Annotated in this window: 18 protein-coding genes and 1 tRNA gene; 8 read left to right on the forward strand and 11 right to left on the reverse strand. The window is 65.6% G+C overall.

The window, feature by feature from the left end:
* The 5 genes from ACT6UX_RS27815 to aroA form a co-directional block, all read right to left on the reverse strand.
* Positions 1-282 (reverse strand): lipopolysaccharide assembly protein LapA domain-containing protein (locus ACT6UX_RS27815; protein WP_444778411.1); only part of this gene is annotated, 282 nt, incomplete at its 3' end.
* A gap of 58 nt (positions 283-340) precedes the next feature.
* The gene (ihfB, locus tag ACT6UX_RS27820) at positions 341-676 is read right to left on the reverse strand and encodes an integration host factor subunit beta (protein ID WP_444778412.1); all 336 of its coding nucleotides are present in this window, start codon (positions 674-676) and stop codon (positions 341-343) included.
* A 153-nt stretch (positions 677-829) separates the two neighbouring features.
* A complete protein-coding gene (rpsA, locus tag ACT6UX_RS27825; protein WP_444778413.1) occupies positions 830-2,560 on the reverse strand; it encodes a 30S ribosomal protein S1 in 1,731 nt (576 codons plus the stop codon).
* 154 nt (positions 2,561-2,714) lie between these two features.
* Positions 2,715-3,347: a (d)CMP kinase gene (locus tag ACT6UX_RS27830; protein ID WP_444778414.1), complete on the reverse strand. Its 633-nt coding sequence runs from the start codon at positions 3,345-3,347 to the stop codon at positions 2,715-2,717.
* Positions 3,344-4,687: a 3-phosphoshikimate 1-carboxyvinyltransferase gene (gene aroA / locus ACT6UX_RS27835; protein ID WP_444778451.1), complete on the reverse strand. Its 1,344-nt coding sequence runs from the start codon at positions 4,685-4,687 to the stop codon at positions 3,344-3,346. The genes ACT6UX_RS27830 and aroA overlap by 4 nt, the downstream gene beginning before the upstream one ends.
* A 157-nt stretch (positions 4,688-4,844) precedes the next feature.
* Between aroA and ACT6UX_RS27840 the strand changes: the two genes are divergently transcribed.
* Together ACT6UX_RS27840 and ACT6UX_RS27845 are read left to right on the forward strand one after the other, a co-directional pair.
* A complete protein-coding gene (locus ACT6UX_RS27840) occupies positions 4,845-5,204 on the forward strand; it encodes a TIGR02300 family protein (protein ID WP_298307833.1) in 360 nt (119 codons plus the stop codon).
* A 57-nt stretch (positions 5,205-5,261) separates the two neighbouring features.
* Positions 5,262-5,337: transfer RNA gene (locus tag ACT6UX_RS27845), tRNA-Ala, on the forward strand.
* A gap of 90 nt (positions 5,338-5,427) precedes the next feature.
* Here ACT6UX_RS27845 and ACT6UX_RS27850 read toward each other — a convergent pair.
* From ACT6UX_RS27850 to ACT6UX_RS27870, 5 genes are all read right to left on the reverse strand, one after another.
* Positions 5,428-6,219 carry a sulfotransferase domain-containing protein gene (locus ACT6UX_RS27850; protein WP_444778415.1) on the reverse strand — a complete coding sequence of 264 codons (792 nt, stop codon included), beginning with the start codon at positions 6,217-6,219 and terminating at the stop codon, positions 5,428-5,430.
* Between the two features lie 127 nt (positions 6,220-6,346).
* Positions 6,347-7,339 carry a hypothetical protein gene (locus tag ACT6UX_RS27855; RefSeq protein ID WP_444778416.1) on the reverse strand — a complete coding sequence of 331 codons (993 nt, stop codon included), beginning with the start codon at positions 7,337-7,339 and terminating at the stop codon, positions 6,347-6,349.
* Between the two features lie 265 nt (positions 7,340-7,604).
* The gene (locus tag ACT6UX_RS27860) at positions 7,605-7,904 is read right to left on the reverse strand and encodes a PRC-barrel domain containing protein (RefSeq protein WP_444778417.1); all 300 of its coding nucleotides are present in this window, start codon (positions 7,902-7,904) and stop codon (positions 7,605-7,607) included.
* A 73-nt stretch (positions 7,905-7,977) separates the two neighbouring features.
* Positions 7,978-9,111, reverse strand: a complete 1,134-nt coding sequence (locus ACT6UX_RS27865) for a hypothetical protein (RefSeq protein WP_444778418.1) — start codon at positions 9,109-9,111, stop codon at positions 7,978-7,980.
* A gap of 115 nt (positions 9,112-9,226) precedes the next feature.
* Complete coding sequence (locus ACT6UX_RS27870; protein ID WP_444778419.1) at positions 9,227-10,069, reverse strand: alpha/beta hydrolase; 843 nt, start codon at positions 10,067-10,069, stop codon at positions 9,227-9,229.
* A gap of 76 nt (positions 10,070-10,145) precedes the next feature.
* On the opposite strand from ACT6UX_RS27870, the gene guaD reads away from it, so the two are divergent.
* From guaD to ACT6UX_RS27900, 6 genes are all read left to right on the forward strand, one after another.
* Positions 10,146-11,465 (forward strand): guanine deaminase, encoded by a 1,320-nt coding sequence (gene guaD, locus ACT6UX_RS27875; RefSeq protein WP_444778420.1) that lies wholly within the window; start codon positions 10,146-10,148, stop codon positions 11,463-11,465.
* A gap of 286 nt (positions 11,466-11,751) precedes the next feature.
* The gene (locus ACT6UX_RS27880) at positions 11,752-12,477 is read left to right on the forward strand and encodes a PhoH family protein (protein WP_444778421.1); all 726 of its coding nucleotides are present in this window, start codon (positions 11,752-11,754) and stop codon (positions 12,475-12,477) included.
* A 281-nt stretch (positions 12,478-12,758) separates the two neighbouring features.
* Positions 12,759-14,645: an excinuclease ABC subunit UvrC gene (uvrC, locus tag ACT6UX_RS27885; protein WP_444778422.1), complete on the forward strand. Its 1,887-nt coding sequence runs from the start codon at positions 12,759-12,761 to the stop codon at positions 14,643-14,645.
* A gap of 11 nt (positions 14,646-14,656) precedes the next feature.
* On the forward strand, positions 14,657-15,232 hold the full coding sequence (pgsA, locus tag ACT6UX_RS27890; protein ID WP_444778423.1) for a CDP-diacylglycerol--glycerol-3-phosphate 3-phosphatidyltransferase: 576 nt from the start codon (positions 14,657-14,659) through the stop codon (positions 15,230-15,232).
* On the forward strand, positions 15,229-15,480 hold the full coding sequence (locus ACT6UX_RS27895; RefSeq protein ID WP_444778424.1) for a MoaD/ThiS family protein: 252 nt from the start codon (positions 15,229-15,231) through the stop codon (positions 15,478-15,480). Before pgsA ends, ACT6UX_RS27895 begins: the two co-directional genes overlap by 4 nt.
* Positions 15,481-15,484: 4 nt before the next feature.
* Positions 15,485-15,955: a molybdenum cofactor biosynthesis protein MoaE gene (locus tag ACT6UX_RS27900; protein WP_444778425.1), complete on the forward strand. Its 471-nt coding sequence runs from the start codon at positions 15,485-15,487 to the stop codon at positions 15,953-15,955.
* 117 nt (positions 15,956-16,072) lie between these two features.
* Here ACT6UX_RS27900 and ACT6UX_RS27905 read toward each other — a convergent pair whose 3' ends face one another.
* Positions 16,073-17,752 (reverse strand): FAD-dependent oxidoreductase, encoded by a 1,680-nt coding sequence (locus ACT6UX_RS27905; protein WP_444778452.1) that lies wholly within the window; start codon positions 17,750-17,752, stop codon positions 16,073-16,075.
* Positions 17,753-17,788: the final 36 nt, after the last annotated feature.

The following is a 17,788-nucleotide window of genomic DNA, read 5'->3' on the forward strand; positions in this document are numbered from 1 at the left end:
CGTCTGGGCAGCGCGCAGGCGCGTGACCTCGCGGTCCAGGCGGGCCGCCTCGCCACCGGCCTCGCGGGCGCGACGACGGTGATGCCGGCCCGCCCACCATCCCATACCGAGCCCGGCAAGGACGCCGAGCAGCAGCATGGCCACGACCAGCAGATAGACCGGCATCACGATGATGTGCGGCAACGGCCACAGCGCCAGCTGCACGGTCTGCGTATTGCTGACCGCCACCAGGACACCGATCAGGATGAAGAGCAGGAACAGGGCACGCGAGAGGATTTTCATGCGGCCGGAGAATGCCACACCCCACCCCCACGACGCGAGGCGGACGATCGCAGCAGATCTATTTCTTGTCGTCGTCCGCTGAGTCGGGCGGCAGCAGGCCCGCGGCGCGCGCGGCCTCCTTGTTCAGCCGGTCGCGCAGGTCCTTGCCGGTCTTGAAATAGGGGACGCGCTTGGAGGCGACGGAGACCTGCTCGCCGGTGCGGGGGTTGCGGCCCGTGCGCGGATCGCGCTTCTTCACGGAGAATGCGCCGAAACCGCGCAATTCGACCCTGTGGCCAGACGCCAGCGCCTTGGAAATCTCGTCGAACACGGTTGCGACGATCCGCTCGACATCCCGCTGGTAGAGATGCGGATTCCGGGCCGCCAGGCGCGCAATCAGCTCGGACTTGGTCATCGCGTTTCCATGGCGGGCGCTTCAGGCCCGGAGAACCGTTGTTAAGTCCTTGATATTAAACCGGATAACGGTGTCGTCAAGCCTAAGCCCTTGAAAGCAAAAGAAAAGGCCGACCCTTGCGGGTCGGCCTTGCCGTAAACCATGATGAATTGGCTACTTCTCGTCGTCGTCGGCCTCGGCCCGCTTCTTGAGAGCGGCGCCCAGGATGTCGCCCAGGCTGGCGCCCGAGTCGGACGAACCGAAGTCGGCCATCGCCTTCTTCTCCTCGTCGAGTTCACGCGCCTTGACCGACAGCACGACGCGGCGCGAGGCCTTGTCGATGTTGGTGATCTTGGCATCGAGCTTGTCGCCGATCGCGTAACGGTCGGGACGCTGCTCGGAGCGGTCGCGGCTGAGCTCGGTCTTGCGGATGAAGCCCGGGATGCCGTCCTGCACCGTGACGTCGATGCCGTTGTCCTGGATGCCGGCCACGATGACGGTGACCACGTCGCCCTTCTTGGCGACCGCCCCGACCTTCTCGAACGGATCGTTGGCGAGCTGCTTGATACCGAGCGAGATCCGCTCCTTGTCCATGTCGACGTCGAGGACCTTGACCTGGACCTGGTCGCCCTTCTTGTAGTCGCGGATCGCCTCTTCGCCGGCCTTGTCCCAGCTCAGGTCGCTGAGATGGACCATGCCGTCGATGTCGCCGGGCAGGCCCACGAACAGGCCGAACTCGGTGATGTTGCGAACCTCGCCATCGATCTCGGTACCGGCCGGGTACTTGTCGGCGAAGCTCTCCCACGGGTTGGCCATGCACTGCTTCAGGCCGAGCGAGATACGGCGCTTGGACATGTCGACGTCCAGCACCATCACTTCGACTTCCTGCGAGGTCGACACGATCTTGCCGGGGTGCACGTTCTTCTTGGTCCAGCTCATCTCGGAGACGTGGACCAGACCCTCGACACCCGGCTCCAGCTCGACGAACGCGCCGTAGTCGGTGATGTTGGTGACGCGGCCCTTGAGCTTGAGGCCGACCGGGTACTTGGCACCCGCGCCGTCCCAAGGATCGCTCATCAGCTGCTTCATGCCGAGCGAGATGCGCTGCGTCTCGGGGTTGAAGCGGACGACCTGCACCTTGACCTGCTGGCCGATGGTGAGGGCTTCCGACGGATGGTTGATGCGCTTCCAGGCGATGTCGGTGACATGGAGCAGGCCGTCGACGCCGCCCAGATCCACGAACGCGCCGTAGTCGGTGATGTTCTTGACGACGCCGTCGAGCACCTGGCCCTCCGACAGCGCGCCCATCAGGCGCGTGCGGTCCTCGGCGCGGGTTTCTTCCATGACGGCGCGGCGCGACACGACGATGTTGCCGCGGCGGCGGTCCATCTTGAGGATGGCGAACTGCTGGGCCTGGCCCATCAGCGGGCCGACATCGCGCACCGGGCGCACGTCGACCTGGCTGCCCGGCAGGAAGGCCACGGCGCCCGAAAGGTCGACCGTGAAGCCACCCTTCACGCGACCGAAGATCGTGCCCATGACACGTTCCTGGTCGGTGAACGCCTTTTCGAGGACGGTCCAGGCCTCTTCGCGGCGAGCCTTGTCGCGCGACAGGACGGCTTCGCCTTCCTTGTTCTCCATACGGTCGACGAAGATGTCGACGATGTCGCCTTCCTTGACCTCGGGGGCGCCGACGCCGCCGTTGGCGAACTCACGCAGTGCGACGCGGCCCTCGGACTTGAGGCCGACATCCACCACGACGAAATCGTTGGCAATGCGAATGACGCGGCCCTTGACGACCGTGCCTTCGAAGCTCGACGAACCGCCCAGCGATTCTTCGAGTAGTGCTGCGAACTCCGCACTCGCGGCGTCGTTCGGGGTACGCAGGGCGCTGCCCTTGGCCATTCAAAACTCTCCTTCATCGATCCCGGGCGAAACGCTGCCGCCCGTCGGCCAACCGGTTAAGTCCGGCGGATCCACTGCCTTTTGAAACACCGACGCAGGAACGACACGTTCCGGCGCAGCCGCCGCTGAAAGTCTTCGATCCGCCGGCGGCGACTTACGGCCCGGAGGATCGAAAGCCCTTGCTCTCCATGAACGCCAAGGCGGCGGCGAAGGCCGCATCGGCATCCATGTCGCTGGTATCGAGGTGGTAAGCATCGGGTGCGGCTTTAAGAGGTGCAGCCGCCCGTTCGCTGTCGCGACGGTCCCGCTCCGCCATCTCGGCAAGAACGCGCGGCTTTATAGTGTCGACCCCCTTGGCGCGCAACTCCCGGTACCGCCGCTCCGCCCGCGCCTCGGCGCTGGCGGTCACGAATAATTTCACTGACGCGTGGGGGCAAATGACGGTGCCCACGTCCCGCCCGTCGAGCACGGCGCCGCTCGCCTGATCGGCGAATTTCCGCTGGAAATCCAGCAGATTGGCCCGAACCTCCGGAATCGCCGCCACTTTCGACGCGGCCTGGCCCGCCACGTCGGTCCGCAGCCCCGGATCGGCCAGATCAGAAGGATCGAGGCAGGCCGCGATCTCGACCGGCGGGCGCCCGGTCCTTTCGGCCTTCAGCCCGACCGCGCGGTAGAGCAGCCCGGTGTCGAGATGCGGCAGGCCGAAATGGTCGGCCAGCCGTCGCGCGAGCGTGCCCTTGCCGGCGCCCGCGGGCCCGTCGATGGCAATGACCGGTCGGTCCGTCACGCGGCCTCGATCCGGGCCCCGAGGTCGCCCATCAGCTTGGCGAAGCCCGGGAAACTGGTATCGATGGGAGACCCATCGTCGACCGCAACGCCGTCGCGCGAGGCCAGCCCCAGCACGAGGAAGGCCATGGCGATGCGATGGTCGAGATGCGTGACCACCGTCCCGCCGCCGGCCGGCGCCTCGCCCGTGCCATGAACGAACAGCGTGTCGGCGCCCATCTCGTGGCGGACGCCGTTGACGGCGAGCCCGGCGGAGACGCTGGCCAGCCGGTCGCTTTCCTTGGCCCGCAGCTCTGCGAGGCCCAGCATGCGCGTGGTGCCGCGGGCGCAGGACGCCGCGACGGCCAGGATCGGGTACTCGTCGATCATCGACGGCGCCCGCTCCGGCGGCACCTCGACGCCGCGCAGTTCGCCACCGCGCACGCGCAGGTCGGCTACCGGCTCGCCGCCCACTTCCCGGGCATTTTCCGCCGTGATGTCGGCGCCCATCTCGCGCAGCGTGTCGTAGAGGCCGGCGCGCAGCGGGTTCAGGCCGACATTCTCGACCGTCACGTCGCTGCCCGGCCGGATCGCCGCCGCCACGACGGCGAAGGCCGCCGACGAGGGATCGCCCGGCACCACGATGTCGCGCGCCTTGAGTTCGGGCCAGCCGACCACCGTGATGCGCTTACCGCCGCCCTCCGCGGGCACGACCCGCACCTCGGCGCCGAAATGGCGCAGCATGCGCTCGGTATGGTCGCGCGTGGCCTCGGGCTCGATGACGGTCGTCTCGCCTGCGGTATTGAGGCCGGCAAGGAGGATGGCGCTCTTCACCTGTGCGGAGGCGACGGGCAGCCGGTATTCGATCGGCACCATCTCGTCGGTGCCGATGATGGCGAGCGGCATGCGGCCACCTTCGCGGGCCTCGAAGCGGGCGCCCATCTGCGACAGCGGGGCGATCACCCGCTGCATCGGCCGGCGGCGCAGCGAGGCATCGCCGGTCATGAAGCTGGTGAAGCGGTGGCTGGCCAGGATCCCCGACAGCAGGCGGGCGGAGGTCCCGGAATTGCCGAGATCAAGCACATTGTCAGGTTCGCGCGCCCCGCCGACGCCAAATCCGCGCACACGCCATGCGCCGCCGCCTTCATGGTCTACCTTCGCGCCGAGCGCACGCAGGGCAGCGGCCGTGGCGAGCACGTCCTCCCCCTCCAGCAGGCCGGTGATGTTCGTTTCGCCCAGCGCCAGGGCGCCGAACATCAGGGACCGGTGGGAGACCGACTTGTCGCCGGGCGCCCGGACACGGCCCCGCAACCGGTCGACGGGACGGGCGATCAGCTTCGCAGGAGCGGCATGGGCGGACAGGGAAGTCTCCACGACAGAGTTGGGCGGCAGGGGGACCTGCAACGCGCGGCCGTCGTAGCATGCCGGAATTTGGTTTTGACAGGGTGAAAGACGCGTGACATACGCGCTCCCTCGCGGCCCTTTTGGCCGATTCCAGCACATTTGCAGGAGATTAAGCGTGGTCAAAGCGAGCTGGGGCACCAAACGCACCTGCCAGAGCTGTGCAGCGCGCTTCTACGACCTGGGCAAGAGTCCGATCAAATGCCCCAAGTGCGGGCGTGAGCATGATCGCGAGGACTTCGTGAAGGTCCGCCGGGGCCGCGGCGCGGCCGCAGCAACGGCAGCGGCGGCAGCGGCTGCCGCAGCGGCAGCCAAGGCGGCGGCGGCCAAGAAGAAGGTCGACGATCTCGACGGTGACGATTTGCCCGACGTCGACGGCGACGAGGCGCTGGCGGCGGACGATCTCGACGATGACGAGGACGATCTGGAGGTCGAAGTCGAGGTCGAGGTCGACGATAAGGGCGAGGGAGACCGCTAGAGACTGTTGCCAGCGCGCGAGGCAGCAATTATAACCTCGCGCCTTCCCAAGGATTTCGGGGCCATAGCTCAGCTGGGAGAGCGCTACAATGGCATTGTAGAGGTCAACGGTTCGATCCCGTTTGGCTCCACCAAATCGACAAGGGCCTGGCCGGCAACGGTCAGGCCCTTTGTTTTTGGGGAGACTTTCGGATCGGCCTGATCATGGCAGCGATCGCTCGTCCTCAGCGCGCTGTACAACCTTGTGCCTGGAGCTTCGGCCATACGGTCAGGCTTTCGATCCAGCGGTCGTCCTCCTCGTATCCGAGTGCCTGCAAGGCGTCGGGAAAGCGATGGACGAAAGCCTCTGCCAATTCCGGAGTGAACTCGCTCTTCCACTGCGCCGCTTCGCCGGAACGGGCATGACGCCGATTGGCTCTGGAAGCCTGGCCGAACAGGCTGTGGTCCCAGAAGCACTTCTCGCAAACTTCCAGTTCGGAACCTTCGAATCCCAGCGTGGACGCCGCCTGCCGCCACAGAGACAGCGACCGGTCGCTCCACAGATCTTCGTAGCGGACCTCCAGACAGTTCGGCCTGTCGTATTGCCAATCGAGCATGGCTTCTATGGTGCTGCCCGTCGCGTTCTCCAACTCGAACACATACTGCTCGTACATGGTAGCGAGCGAATTGAGCCGTTGCTGATACGAAGACTCGTGGCTGCCCGATATCCTTTCATGAAGCCACGGCTCGTCAGCCTTCTTGTGGTAGTGCATGGCCGAAATGAGCACGTCGCGCGGGTCACGAATGAGATGAAGTATTCGGACGTCTTCCCGGCGAAGCTCGCTCGCGTGCCGCGCGAATATCGAGTTGTGATTCATAAGAATGAAGGGTGTCTTCAGAACCCGATCGAGCCGCCCATAGTGCGACCAGAAGTCGACGTAGTTCGCCCCTAGTCTTCGCGCGATCGCCTTGAACACCGTGGACATCCAGACCGTGCCCGTCTTGTGATGCGTCGCAACCACAACATTCTGCTTCAAGCCTTCCTCCACGCCTGGGCGACGAATCCAGGTCTCCAGCAGCGATCGCCCTGCCAGATGGTGGCAGCAACCTGCCACCGGGGACGCGACGATGACTGAATATCCTGCCTGGACGGCGGCACACACTTCAAGCCGAGTACACACTACGCCTGGTTGCAGCACCCGCCTCAAGGGGTACCGCTACCGGCGGCACCTCGAAGTACGTCGGGTTCACACCCATCGAAGCAAGCAAGGTCAAGGCCTTGCGCCGCAGGCCCGGATCCCTCGCAGCCCTGACGACCGGCTCGGACACAGACGATGCCGCAATCTTGCGGCTGCGCCGCGAACCCATCAGGCTTCGTCCGAGCTCCCTCTCGATTGCCACGATGTGCTCTCGCCGCGCCAGGTTGACGACGGCATCGATCAGCGGCGATTTCCAGCGATCAAGGTTCAGGTGCCCGAGCACGGAAGACAGGATTCGGACGGGCTCCGCTCGTAGAGCGTCTTCCGATACGATCTGAACCGCGCCTGGCACCGCGCGCGCCATCGCTTGATAGGAAACCATCATCTTGGCGTAAGCAGGCAGTGAGTGCTTGAACAGATACTCGTCGAACGACCGATCCGCGGCTGGCCGCTCGCCCGATCGGCCATACACCGGACGCACCTGGCTCTGCCTCAGGTTGAAACTCGGCAAAGCTTTCTCGATGGGATCGCCGTAAACGAGAACCATGCGTTGTCTGGCGTCGTTCCAGGCAGCAGCATCCACATCCCCAACAGACACCGGAATAAACGCATGGGGCGCCAGGTCGACGGGCACATGGGCGTAATTCATTGCATCATGGAAGTAGTCATAGCCCGGCGCAGAAAACGGTGTGCCTGCCCACCAGCCATATTCCGAAGAAATTCTGTTGAACCCCGGACAAATCGTATGCCCGATGATAAGATGACGGGACGGACCGAGATCGGGCGCCCAAAGAAGCGGTCCTCCGCTCACATGATCGAAGTTGAATGGTGGGCCTGCAGGATCTCCGACAGTCTCACCGGTGAGCCGGTCGACGACATGGCCGCCTTGCCGAAGATGCGACAGGAACGCGAATGTAAAGCGCAGAAACCAGACGTCTGCGCCGGGGACACAGGCCACGACGGGGAGAATCCCGACAGGATGATGTGCAGGTGGCGTGAAAGCTCGCAGCATCCGTTGGAACATTTGCACCCGACCAGTTATGGGCAGAAATCAATTGCATAATGTCGGCCAGTCACGGAAGTAGCTCTGCAATTTGCGGCTCAGGTGCTTCCCGCCATTCCCTTAAATCAAGCGCGGGAATGGTGCCATTGTTTTTCCATCGGCGACTTATATGGCGCGAATCTCGGCCGGCTCAGCTGGCCCTTGGTGCCAGCCTTCGCCTTCAGCGATCCCGATGCTCGGGCATCGCCTTCAACTGGTCCTTCGTCCAACTCGTTACCGCATGGACGTCGCCGTCCTCGTCGCGCATGAACTCGAGGTCGCCGACCGGCACGCCCACCGGCTTGGCGCCGATGCCCAAGAAACCGCCGACATCGATCACGATCTGGGCTGCCGGGCCGGTGCCGTGGAGATGGGCCACCGTGCCGATTTTCTCGTCGCCGGGACCGTAGATCGTGGCGTCTGCGAGTATTTCGGGGGTCAATTCGCTGCCTGCAAGGCGGACATGCTTGTTGTGATCCATGGTTCGGGTCCTTTCCGGGAAGATCAGAACCTCGTTAACCCGCCCACCGCCCGACCGTTGCGAGTGCTCCCTATCAGCGGTCTGCCGTCTTCGTGAGCAGCCGCCGATTGACGAGTTCGCGCATCACGAGGTCGGCAACCACTCGATTGCCCTCGGCCGAATGGTGATCGGAGCGATAGAGTGCATTGACGCCGCGGGAGTCCACGGCCGCCTTCAGCGTATCGGAAAGATCGAACGGGATGAGTCCGGCCGCAGCGGCGCAGTCCAGCACTTTCCGGAGGGATCGATGATGCGCCGACCCCTGCGGGCCATCGCCGTTCCAGTAGCCGCGACTGTATTGCGCCATGACGACGACCGGCACACCCAAGGCGGCAAGCCGCGGCATCAGCCGGCAGGCGATCGTCTCGCCGGTGCCGCGGGGCACGGCCTGGACCTCGGTGAAGTACCAGCCCTGCTGGATGCTGAGACGCTGCACCACGAGGTCGGCCAGCGCCGACCATCCGAGCCATTCCGCCACCGCGGGCAAGGGGACCGCTGCCCCCGGCCTTCCCGGAACGGGCACGTTGTTGAGATCGAGCTTTCCGTCCCTGACCGAGAAATAGGGCTTCTCGCGGCTCCACGCGACCTTGAGCTCGGCGCGCTGGATATCGCCCGGCGTAAAGCTTGCAATGACGAAAAGCGGCTTCACCTTGGGCACGAGCTGCTCGGTGGCGAGCACCATCTGGTCGAACGCATATCCGCTGACCCCGGCATTCACCACTTTCCGGCCGATCATGTCCTGGAGATAGGCAGGCCAGGTCTCATCATCCTTCACCTCATCGCCCTTGGCGAAGGAAGAGCCGGTCACGAGGATGGGAGGCTCGGCGAGCGATGCCTGAGCGGAGGCGCGGCGAAAGCCGTCGGCGTCGGAATTGTAGCTGTTCGACGTACAGTTTGCCGGCGACGTCCAGCCGATCGCCGCATTATATGCGTACTGGCACCTTTCGCCGCCGGGGCCGGTCCCCATGCGCTTGTGAGCCAGGTTGGGCCAATGCACGAGCCTCTCGGGCCCCCATTGCACCAGCCGGTATCCCACTTCGAGAAGAGCCAGCGACATCAGGAGAGATGCCGTCACCAGAGCGATGCGCGCCACCCAACTCGTCGTCTTCGACCCGAGCTCGCGCTCGCCTTTCGGGGCAGCGTCGGCTGCCTCTCGATCGACGCTCATCAGTCACCTCCCAGAACGCCCCAAATACCATTCGAGCGATGGGAAGGGGAATGTGACGACCGGTCGTAGGATGCACGCGGACGGGGCAAAACCGCCGGAAAATGCCGCCTTTCCGTCAGGAATCTGACGGAAAGGCAAGATGCCTGGCGGCCACGGCGAGCGCTCCGTCGCGGGCCTCGAGCTGGTCCATGATGGAGAAATGATTGAAGCCGGCGAGCGGCAGCAACTCGCTGGGCAGGTCGGCCGCGCGGCGCGCTTCGTGATAGGCGACGGACTGGCGCTGGAGTTCCGGCAGCTCGGCGGTGCCGTAGGCCAGCACGACCGGAGCGCTCTTCTTCGGAAGATGCAGCAGCGGACTCGTTCGGGCCGCCTCCTCCGCCGTCAGATTCAGCTTTTCGTTGAGGTAGTTCAGACGGCAAGGCTCGACGTCGTAGATGCCGCTGATGGCGAGGCCGGCATCGACCTCGTCCATGGCCAGTGTCGTCGCCGTCAGATGGCCGCCCGCAGACCAGCCCGATACGACCAGCCGATCCTGCGCCACGCCGCGACGCGGTCCTTCGCGTCGCAGCCAGCGCACCGCCTCGGCGATCTCCTCGACGATTTCCGACAGGGTGACCTCGGGTGCCAGGGTGTAACCCAGGAAGGCGACGTCCATCCCGTTCGCGAGCGGGCCTTCGGCCATGCAGGCGAAGATTTCCTTGCTGTTACGTTGCCAGTACCCGCCATGGATGAAGGCGAACAGCGGCGCCTTTGCACGGCCGCAACGGTACAGGTCGAGCTTGTTGCGGGGCCGCGGACCGTAGGCAAGGTCGAGTCCCTCGCCATGGCTCGCCCGGAAGCGTTCGCTGCGTTCGATCCAGCCGTCGCGGCGCGCGCCGGAATCGGCCACCGCATTGGTATTGTCGTAAGCCTTGTCGAGTTCAGCCCGCGTCATGCCGCGCCACACGATCTCACCCATCGCCGATCTCCCGTTGCAGACGTCTCCTGTAGCACAGCCCTTCCCCGCTTTGCCGTTCGGTGCGAACGTCGCCGCGATGTCTTCCGCTGCCCGACCGACCGCCATCCGCGGCCCCGCCCTCACCTTCACCGGCGATCCGTTCCGCGACGGACTCGAGCGCACCCTCGTCCACGAGCCCGATGCGATCGTGGCCATGCAGGACGGGCACATCACACATTTCGGACCGGCCGCGCGGGTCGCCCCGATGCTCCCCGCCGGCACAGAGGTCAGGGACTTCGGCAAGGATGCGCTGATCTCCGCGGGGTTCATCGACACCCACGTGCATTTCCCCCAGATGCCGATGATCGCCAGCCACGGCGCCCAGCTTCTCGACTGGCTCGAACGCTACACCTTTCCAACCGAACTGAAGTTCGCCGACCGCGCCTATACGCGGCGCGTGGCCCGCGCCTTCCTGCAGGAGAACCTGCGCAACGGAATCACGACGAGCTGCGTCTACTGCACCGTCCACGCCCATTCGGCCGATATCCTGTTCGAGGAGGCGGAAGCGCTCGGCCTGCGACTCGCCGCCGGCAAGGTACTGATGGACCGCAACGCCCCCGAGGGTCTGCGCGACGATGCCCAGGCGGGCTACGACGAGTCGCTGGCGCTGATCCGCAAATGGCACGGGCGCGGCCGCCTGCTCTACGCGATCACACCGCGCTTCGCCGGCACGAGTTCGGCCGAACAACTCGCCGCCGCCGGGGCGCTGTGGCGCGACCATCCCGACTGCCTGATGCAGACCCACATCGCGGAAACCGAGGCCGAGGTCGCCTGGACCCGGGAACTGTTCCCCGAGCGCGCCAACTATCTCGACGTCTACGATCATTACGGGCTGTGCGGCCCGGGTGCGGTGTTCGGGCACGGAATCTGGCTGGGGGAAGAGGAGCTGAAGCGCCTGCACGCGGCCGATGCCGCGATCTCCCACTGCCCGACCTCGAACTTCTTCCTGGGCAGCGGCGCGTTCGACATCGCGCGCGGCAAGCAGGCCGACCGCCCGGTCCGGGTCGGCCTCGGCACCGATATCGGCGCCGGCACCTCCTTCTCGATCCTTCAGACGCTCAACGAGGCCTACAAGGCTGCGCAACTCAACCGGTATCCCCTGTCGGCTGCCCACGCCTACTATCTCGCCACCCGCGGTTCGGCGGCCGCAATGCACATCGAGAACAAGGTCGGCAGCATCGCGCCCGGCATGGAAGCCGACCTGGTCGTCCTCGACATGCGCTCGACACCCCTGATCGCGTTCCGCATGGACGAGGCGCGCGACTTCGCCGAACAGCTCTTCATCCAGATGATCCTGGGCGACGACCGGGCCGTCCGGGCGACCTACGTGGGCGGCCGGCTGGCTCACGCGCGTTGAAGATGAATTGCTTTCCCTTGGGTTAAATTTCGGTGGCAGACCATAAATATGGTGGAAGGAGGGCTGGATTGCCGGTAGCCTTCCACAGGTAGCTGAAGGAGGGTTTTTATCCGTTCGAGGACATGTCCCCCGACGGAAAATGGTTCACCGGTGGAACTCCCACCGCGTGCCCGACGGCCTCACCTTGCAGCCAGACCACCGATCGCCAACGCCTCCGCTCGCCGGGGGCGTTTTTTGTTCTGGGCGATCGATCACGCTCCTTTGACCCTGACACCGGAGTAAGAATATGGCCAAACGCGCCGCACGCCGAGCCAAGCTGCACGCCATCGATGGTGCCCGTATTCACAATGTCGTCTTCGACCACACTCCGGCCAACGACCGCGACCAGAGCTACATCAAGAAAGTCCGACCGCGCAGCGACAACCAACGACTGCTGATGGAGGCGATAGACTCCAAGCCGCTGACCGTGGCGCTGGGCCCCGCCGGCACCGGCAAGACGTATCTGGCGATCGCCGCCGCCGTCGAAGCCCTGGAAAGCGGCACCGTCTCGCGGATCGTCCTGTCGCGGCCGGCCGTCGAAGCGGGAGAGAATCTCGGGTTCCTGCCCGGCGACATGCGCGAGAAGCTCGACCCCTATCTGCGCCCCCTCTGGGACGCCCTCAACGACCGACTGGGTGCCAAGCGCCTGAGCCAGCATCTGGACGACGGCACGATCGAGATTGCGCCGGTCGCCTTCATGCGGGGACGGACGCTCAACAACGCCTTCGTCCTGATCGACGAGGCCCAGAACTGCACCTACGGCCAGCTCAAGATGCTGCTGACGCGGCTGGGCTGGCACTCCACGATGGTGATGACCGGTGACCCGGACCAGACCGATCTGCTGCCGGAACTGTCCGGACTGGCCTCGATCGCCACGAAGCTCGACGGGCTCGAGGACGTGGCCGTAGTGCGCCTCACGCAGGGCGACGTGGTCCGCCATCCGCTCGTCGGCCGCATGCTGTCAGTGCTGTAAAGCCACCAAACTTATCCACAGATCGCAGTGAAGCAACCAATTGGATCGGAACGAGAACAAAGACGATAGCTAGCATTTTCTGCAGGAAGCCGAATCGGCAGAAACTCTTTTCGTCATATGGGGTTAAGGGAGGGGCGGCGAGCGATTGTCACCCCTCCCGGATTGAGTCAATACGGTGACGTCCCGGTAACATCTGGTTGCCGGCCGGGTTTCTCACAGACTTTCCCACATGGGCTGGATTGGCTTGTACCGAGGCCCCGGCGACACCATTCTCCGGCCCCGTGAGCGACGAAACCGACCTCGACCAGCCTCCCAGCGAAGGCTCCCTTGCCGACGGCATGCGGATCATCGCGGAGTTCGTGCGGACGCTGCCCCGCAAGCCGGGCGTCTACCGCATGATCGCGGCCGACGGGGAGGTCCTGTACGTCGGAAAGGCGCGGTCTCTGCGCAGCCGGGTGGCCGCCTATACGCAGCCGACACGGCTCGCCACGCGCCTCATTCGCATGGTGTCCGCGACGCGGACCATGGAATTTGCAGTCACCGACAGCGAAGCCGAGGCGCTGCTTCTCGAAAACAACCTCATCAAACGCTTCCGGCCGCGCTTCAACGTGCTGCTGCGCGACGACAAGTCGTTTCCCTACATCGTCATCCGCCGCGACACCGAATGGCCGCAGCTTGCCAAGCATCGCGGTACGCGCGAACCGGCCAACGAGTATTTCGGCCCCTTCGCCTCGGCCACCGCGGTCAACCGCACGCTCTATGCCCTGCAGCGCGCCTTTCCGCTGCGCTCCTGTTCCGACGGTGTGTTTTCGACGCGCACGCGGCCCTGCCTGCAGTACCAGATCAAGCGCTGCACGGCGCCCTGCGTCGGGCGCATCGACAAGCCGCAATACGACGCCATCGTCGGCGATGTCCGCGGCTTCCTGGGCGGCCGCAATCGCGAGATCCAGCAGGCCCTGTCGCAGCGCATGGAGCAGGCGTCGGCCAATCTCGAGTTCGAGAGTGCCGCCATCCTGCGCGACCGCATCCGCGCGTTGGCCCAAATCACCTCGCACCAGTCGATCAGCCTGCCGTCGATCGACGAAGCCGACATCTTCGCGGCCCACGCCGATAGCGGACAGATCTGCATCCAGGTGTTCTTCCTGCGCGCCGGCCAGAATCTCGGCAACCGCGCCTATTTCCCCAGCCATGGACGAGACCTCGACGAGCCCCAGGTGCTGGAAGCCTTCATGGGTCAGTTCTACGAAGCGCGCCAAGCACCCAGGCTGGTCCTGACCAGCCATGACATTCCCGAGCGCGAGCTGATGGAAAACGCACTCGCTTTGTCGGCCGGCCACAAGGTCGAGATCCGCCAGCCCAAGCGCGGCGACCAGAAGGACGTACTCGACCAGGCGGTGAACAACGCGCGCGAGGCGCTGGCCCGTCGCATGGCCGAACGCGGCACGCAGCGCACCCTGCTCGAAGGCGTCGCCCGCGTGTTCGGGCTCGACGCGCCGCCCGAGCGCATCGAAGTTTACGACAACAGTCACATCCAGGGGACGGCGGCGATCGGCGCGATGATCGTCGCGGGGCCCGAAGGCTTCAACAAGAACGCCTACCGCAAGTTCAACATCAAGACCGAGGGCGCGGCGGGGGACGACTTCGCCATGATGCGCGAGGTGATGACCCGCCGCTTCGGACGCGCGCTGAAGGAAAACCCCGAGCGCGACGACGAGCACTGGCCCGACCTGCTGCTGATCGACGGCGGCCAGGGCCAGCTCGAAGCGGTTCGCGGCGTGATGGCCGAACTCGGGCTCGAGGACATTCCTCTGGTCGGCATCGCCAAGGGCCCCGACCGCGATGCGGGCCGCGAGCGCTTCTTCATGACCGGCAAGCCGCCCTTCTCCCTCGAGATGCGCGATCCCGTCCTCTATTTCCTGCAGCGGCTTCGCGATGAGTCGCATCGCTTTGCGATCGGCACGCATCGCACGCGCCGCGCCGCCGACCTGACACGCTCGGCGCTCGACGAGGTCCCGGGCATCGGCGCGGGCCGCAAGCGCGCACTGCTCAATCATTTCGGCAGCGCCCGTGCGGTATCGGGCGCGACGCTGGAGGATATCAAGTCGGTACCGGGAATCTCGAGCGCACTCGCCCAGAAAATCCATGACCACTTCCGGGGCGGCCGGTAAGGTCCGGGTCGATGCTGTTCAATCTCCCCAATGTGCTCACCCTGTCGCGCATCGTCGCGATTCCGCTGGTCGTCGCCTGCTTCTGGCTCGATCGCGGCTGGGCGCAGTGGCTGTCGATGGGACTGTTCGTGGCCGCTGCGGTGACCGACTGGTTCGACGGCTATTTCGCGCGGCGCTATCACCAGATCTCGCGGTTCGGCCGCTTCCTCGATCCGATCGCCGACAAACTGCTGGTCGCCGCCGCTCTTGTGATGCTGGTCGACAACGGTACCCTGACCGGCCTGAACGTGCTGGCCGCCCTCATCATCCTGGCGCGCGAGATCCTGGTCTCCGGGCTGCGGGAGTTCCTGGCCGAGCTGCGGGTCGGCCTGCCGGTCAGCGCGCTCGCCAAGTGGAAGACGGCCGTGCAGATGGTGGCGATCGCCGCGCTGCTGGTCGGCGACTCCGCGGCGCACTGGGTCACCCAGGCGGGCATCGTGCTCATCTGGATCGCAGCAGCCCTGACCCTCATCACCGGCTACGACTATCTGCGCACCGGCCTGCGCCACATGGCGGAAGACACTCCCGCATCGGGCGGCCAGAAGTGAAGATTCGCTACTTCGCCTGGATGAAGCGCACCGTCGGGGTGCCGGAGGAAGAGGTGACGCCGCCCGCCGGGATCGACACGGTGGGCGATCTCGTCGTCTGGCTGCGCAGCCGCAGCCCCGGCCATGCCGAGGCGCTGGCGGAAGGTGCCGCGTTCGGTGCCGCCGTCGACCAGCGCACCGCGACTTTCGACGTGAGGCTCGCCGACGCGCGCGAAGTCGCCTTCTTCCCGCCCTTCACCGGCGGATGATGCGATGAGCGTGCGTGTCCAGGAAGCGGATTTCGACCTCGGCGTGGAACTCGCCCGCCTCACCGACGGCAACAAGCGCATCGGCGGCCTGGCGGTCTTCGTCGGCCTGGTGCGCGAGATGCATGTGCGGGAAGGCTATCATCGCGACCGGATCGATGCGCTGACGCTCGAACACTATCCCGGCATGACCGAGACGGCGCTGCAGGACATCGAGGCCGAGGCCAACCGGCGCTGGCCGCTCGAGGCAACCCTGATCGTGCACCGCTACGGCCGCATGGAGCCGGGCGAGCGGATCGTGCTGGTGGCCGTCGGCTCGCCCCATCGCGAAGCCGCCTTCGAGGCCTGCGAATTCCTGGTCGACTGGCTGAAGACCAAGGCGCCGTTCTGGAAACTGGAAGACACGCCGAAGGGCGAGCAATGGGTCGGCGCCCATCAGGAAGACGACGCCGCGGCCGCGCGCTGGGAGAAGAAGTAGCGCAATAGAGCCCGTCGTCAGAGATGGCACTCAATGGCAGCAGCCGCGACCCACCTGAAAACAAGACGGTTGCTCCACTCCGCACCTTCGGTGCTCCGGTCGAGACGACGGATCTACTTACGATTGTGCCCTCTCGGCCGCCTCGTTCATCGCCTCGAGCACGCCGTGGATCTGGGCGACGACATTCGCGCCCTCGCCGATTGCCGCGCCCACCCGCTTCACCGAGCCGTAGCGAACGTCGCCGACCGCGAAGACTCCCTGCACGTTGGTTTCGTAGGCGAGCGGCGGACGCTTGGGACAGGGCGCCTCGACATCGGCGCCGGTGCGGATGAAGCCCGTCCTGTCGACGTCGATGCCGCACTCCTGCATCCATTCGGTTGCGGGCTGGGCGCCGAGGAACTGGAAGACGTGACGAATCGGCCGGTGCGTGTCGGTCCCGCTGGGACGGTGCCGCCATGTCACGCCGCGCAGACCACTTTGTTCGGTTCCGACGAGTTCGACGATCTCCGTCTCCGCCAGGACCTCGACATTCGGAGCCGCCGCGATGCGATCGATGAGGTAGCGCGACATGGTCTCGGCAAGGCCGGGGCCGCGGACCAGGATCCAGACCTTCGCGGCATGACCCGACAGGAAGACCGCCGCCTGTCCGGCCGAATTGCCGCCGCCGACGATGACCACTTCGGCGTTGGCGCACAGCTTCGCCTCGATAGGCGAGGCCCAGTACCACAGGCCGCGATTGAGGAAGTCGCCGAGGTTGGGCAGGGCGAGCTTGCGATAGCGCGCGCCCGAGGCGATCACGACGGTCTTCGCCTGCACCTTCCAACCGTCGGTCATCTCCAGGGTCATCGGGCGTTCGAGGCCGCCGCCGCAATCCAGCCGCGCCACTTCGAGAGGGATGACGAACTGCGCACCGAACTTCTGCGCCTGCACGAAGGCGCGCGCAGTGAGTGCCTGACCCGAGACGCCGGTGGGAAACCCGAGATAATTCTCGATGCGGGCGCTGGCGCCGGCCTGGCCGCCGAAGGCACGGGTTTCCACCACCAGCACCGCAAGGCCTTCAGATGCGGCATAGACGGCGGTCGAGAGGCCGGCCGGTCCGGAGCCCACGATGGCAATGTCATAGAGGGGCGGCTCGGCGCTTTCCTGCAAGAGGCCGATGCAGAGCGCGAGTTCCTGGTCGCTGGGATTGCGCAGCACCGTGCCGTCGGGGCAGACCACCAGCGGATAGTCGGCGGCGTCGGGCGACAGCCGCTCGATCATCTTCGCCGCGTCCGGATCGGTTTCGGGATCGAGGATGGTGTGCGGCTGGCCGTTGCGCGTGAGGAATCCCTGCAGGCGGATCATGCCCGGCTGGGTGAGTTCGCCAACCAGGATCGGACCGACCCGGTTGACCTCGATCAGACGCACCCGGCGCAGGATCAGCGCCCGCATGATGCGTTCGCCGAGTTCCGCGTCGGCGACCATCAAGGCCCGCAACTGGTCATGCGGCAGGATCAGCGCTTCGACATCCTCCTCGGCACGGACATCGACCATCGCGGGCTGGCCCGAGAGCTCGGCCAGCTCGGCCGCGAATTCGCCGGGCCCCATCTCGACGATCGGCGAGACGTGACCCAGCCCGTCATGGCTCAGGATGGCGATCCGGCCGGACAGGATCACGCACATCCCCGGACTGTCCCCGCCCGTACGCGCCAGCAATTCGCCGGTCCTGAAATGCCGCGTCTCGCCGAAGCGGCCCATGCGCTTCAGCTCAGCCGCCGACAGCACCGGATACATCTGGTGGCGGCGGGTCTCCTCCATGGTCGGCGGAACGGGATCGGCCACGCGAAACTCCTC

The sequence above is a fragment of the Reyranella sp. genome, from assembly GCF_052439685.1.
Lineage (GTDB): Bacteria > Pseudomonadota > Alphaproteobacteria > Reyranellales > Reyranellaceae > Reyranella.

Bases quoted from the DNA above. Each gene is read 5' to 3' on its own strand.
- ihfB (WP_444778412.1), bottom strand. From the start codon at position 676: ATGACCAAGTCCGAGCTGATTGCGCGCCTGGCGGCCCGGAATCCGCAT.
- rpsA (WP_444778413.1), bottom strand. From the start codon at position 2,560: ATGGCCAAGGGCAGCGCCCTGCGTACCCCGAACGACGCCGCGAGTGCG.
- ACT6UX_RS27860 (WP_444778417.1), bottom strand. From the start codon at position 7,904: ATGGATCACAACAAGCATGTCCGCCTTGCAGGCAGCGAATTGACCCCC.
- ACT6UX_RS27865 (WP_444778418.1), bottom strand. From the start codon at position 9,111: ATGAGCGTCGATCGAGAGGCAGCCGACGCTGCCCCGAAAGGCGAGCGC.
- ACT6UX_RS27870 (WP_444778419.1), bottom strand. From the start codon at position 10,069: ATGGGTGAGATCGTGTGGCGCGGCATGACGCGGGCTGAACTCGACAAG.
- guaD (WP_444778420.1), top strand. From the start codon at position 10,146: ATGTCTTCCGCTGCCCGACCGACCGCCATCCGCGGCCCCGCCCTCACC.
- ACT6UX_RS27880 (WP_444778421.1), top strand. From the start codon at position 11,752: ATGGCCAAACGCGCCGCACGCCGAGCCAAGCTGCACGCCATCGATGGT.
- pgsA (WP_444778423.1), top strand. From the start codon at position 14,657: ATGCTGTTCAATCTCCCCAATGTGCTCACCCTGTCGCGCATCGTCGCG.
- ACT6UX_RS27900 (WP_444778425.1), top strand. From the start codon at position 15,485: ATGAGCGTGCGTGTCCAGGAAGCGGATTTCGACCTCGGCGTGGAACTC.
- ACT6UX_RS27905 (WP_444778452.1), bottom strand. From the start codon at position 17,752: ATGGAGGAGACCCGCCGCCACCAGATGTATCCGGTGCTGTCGGCGGCT.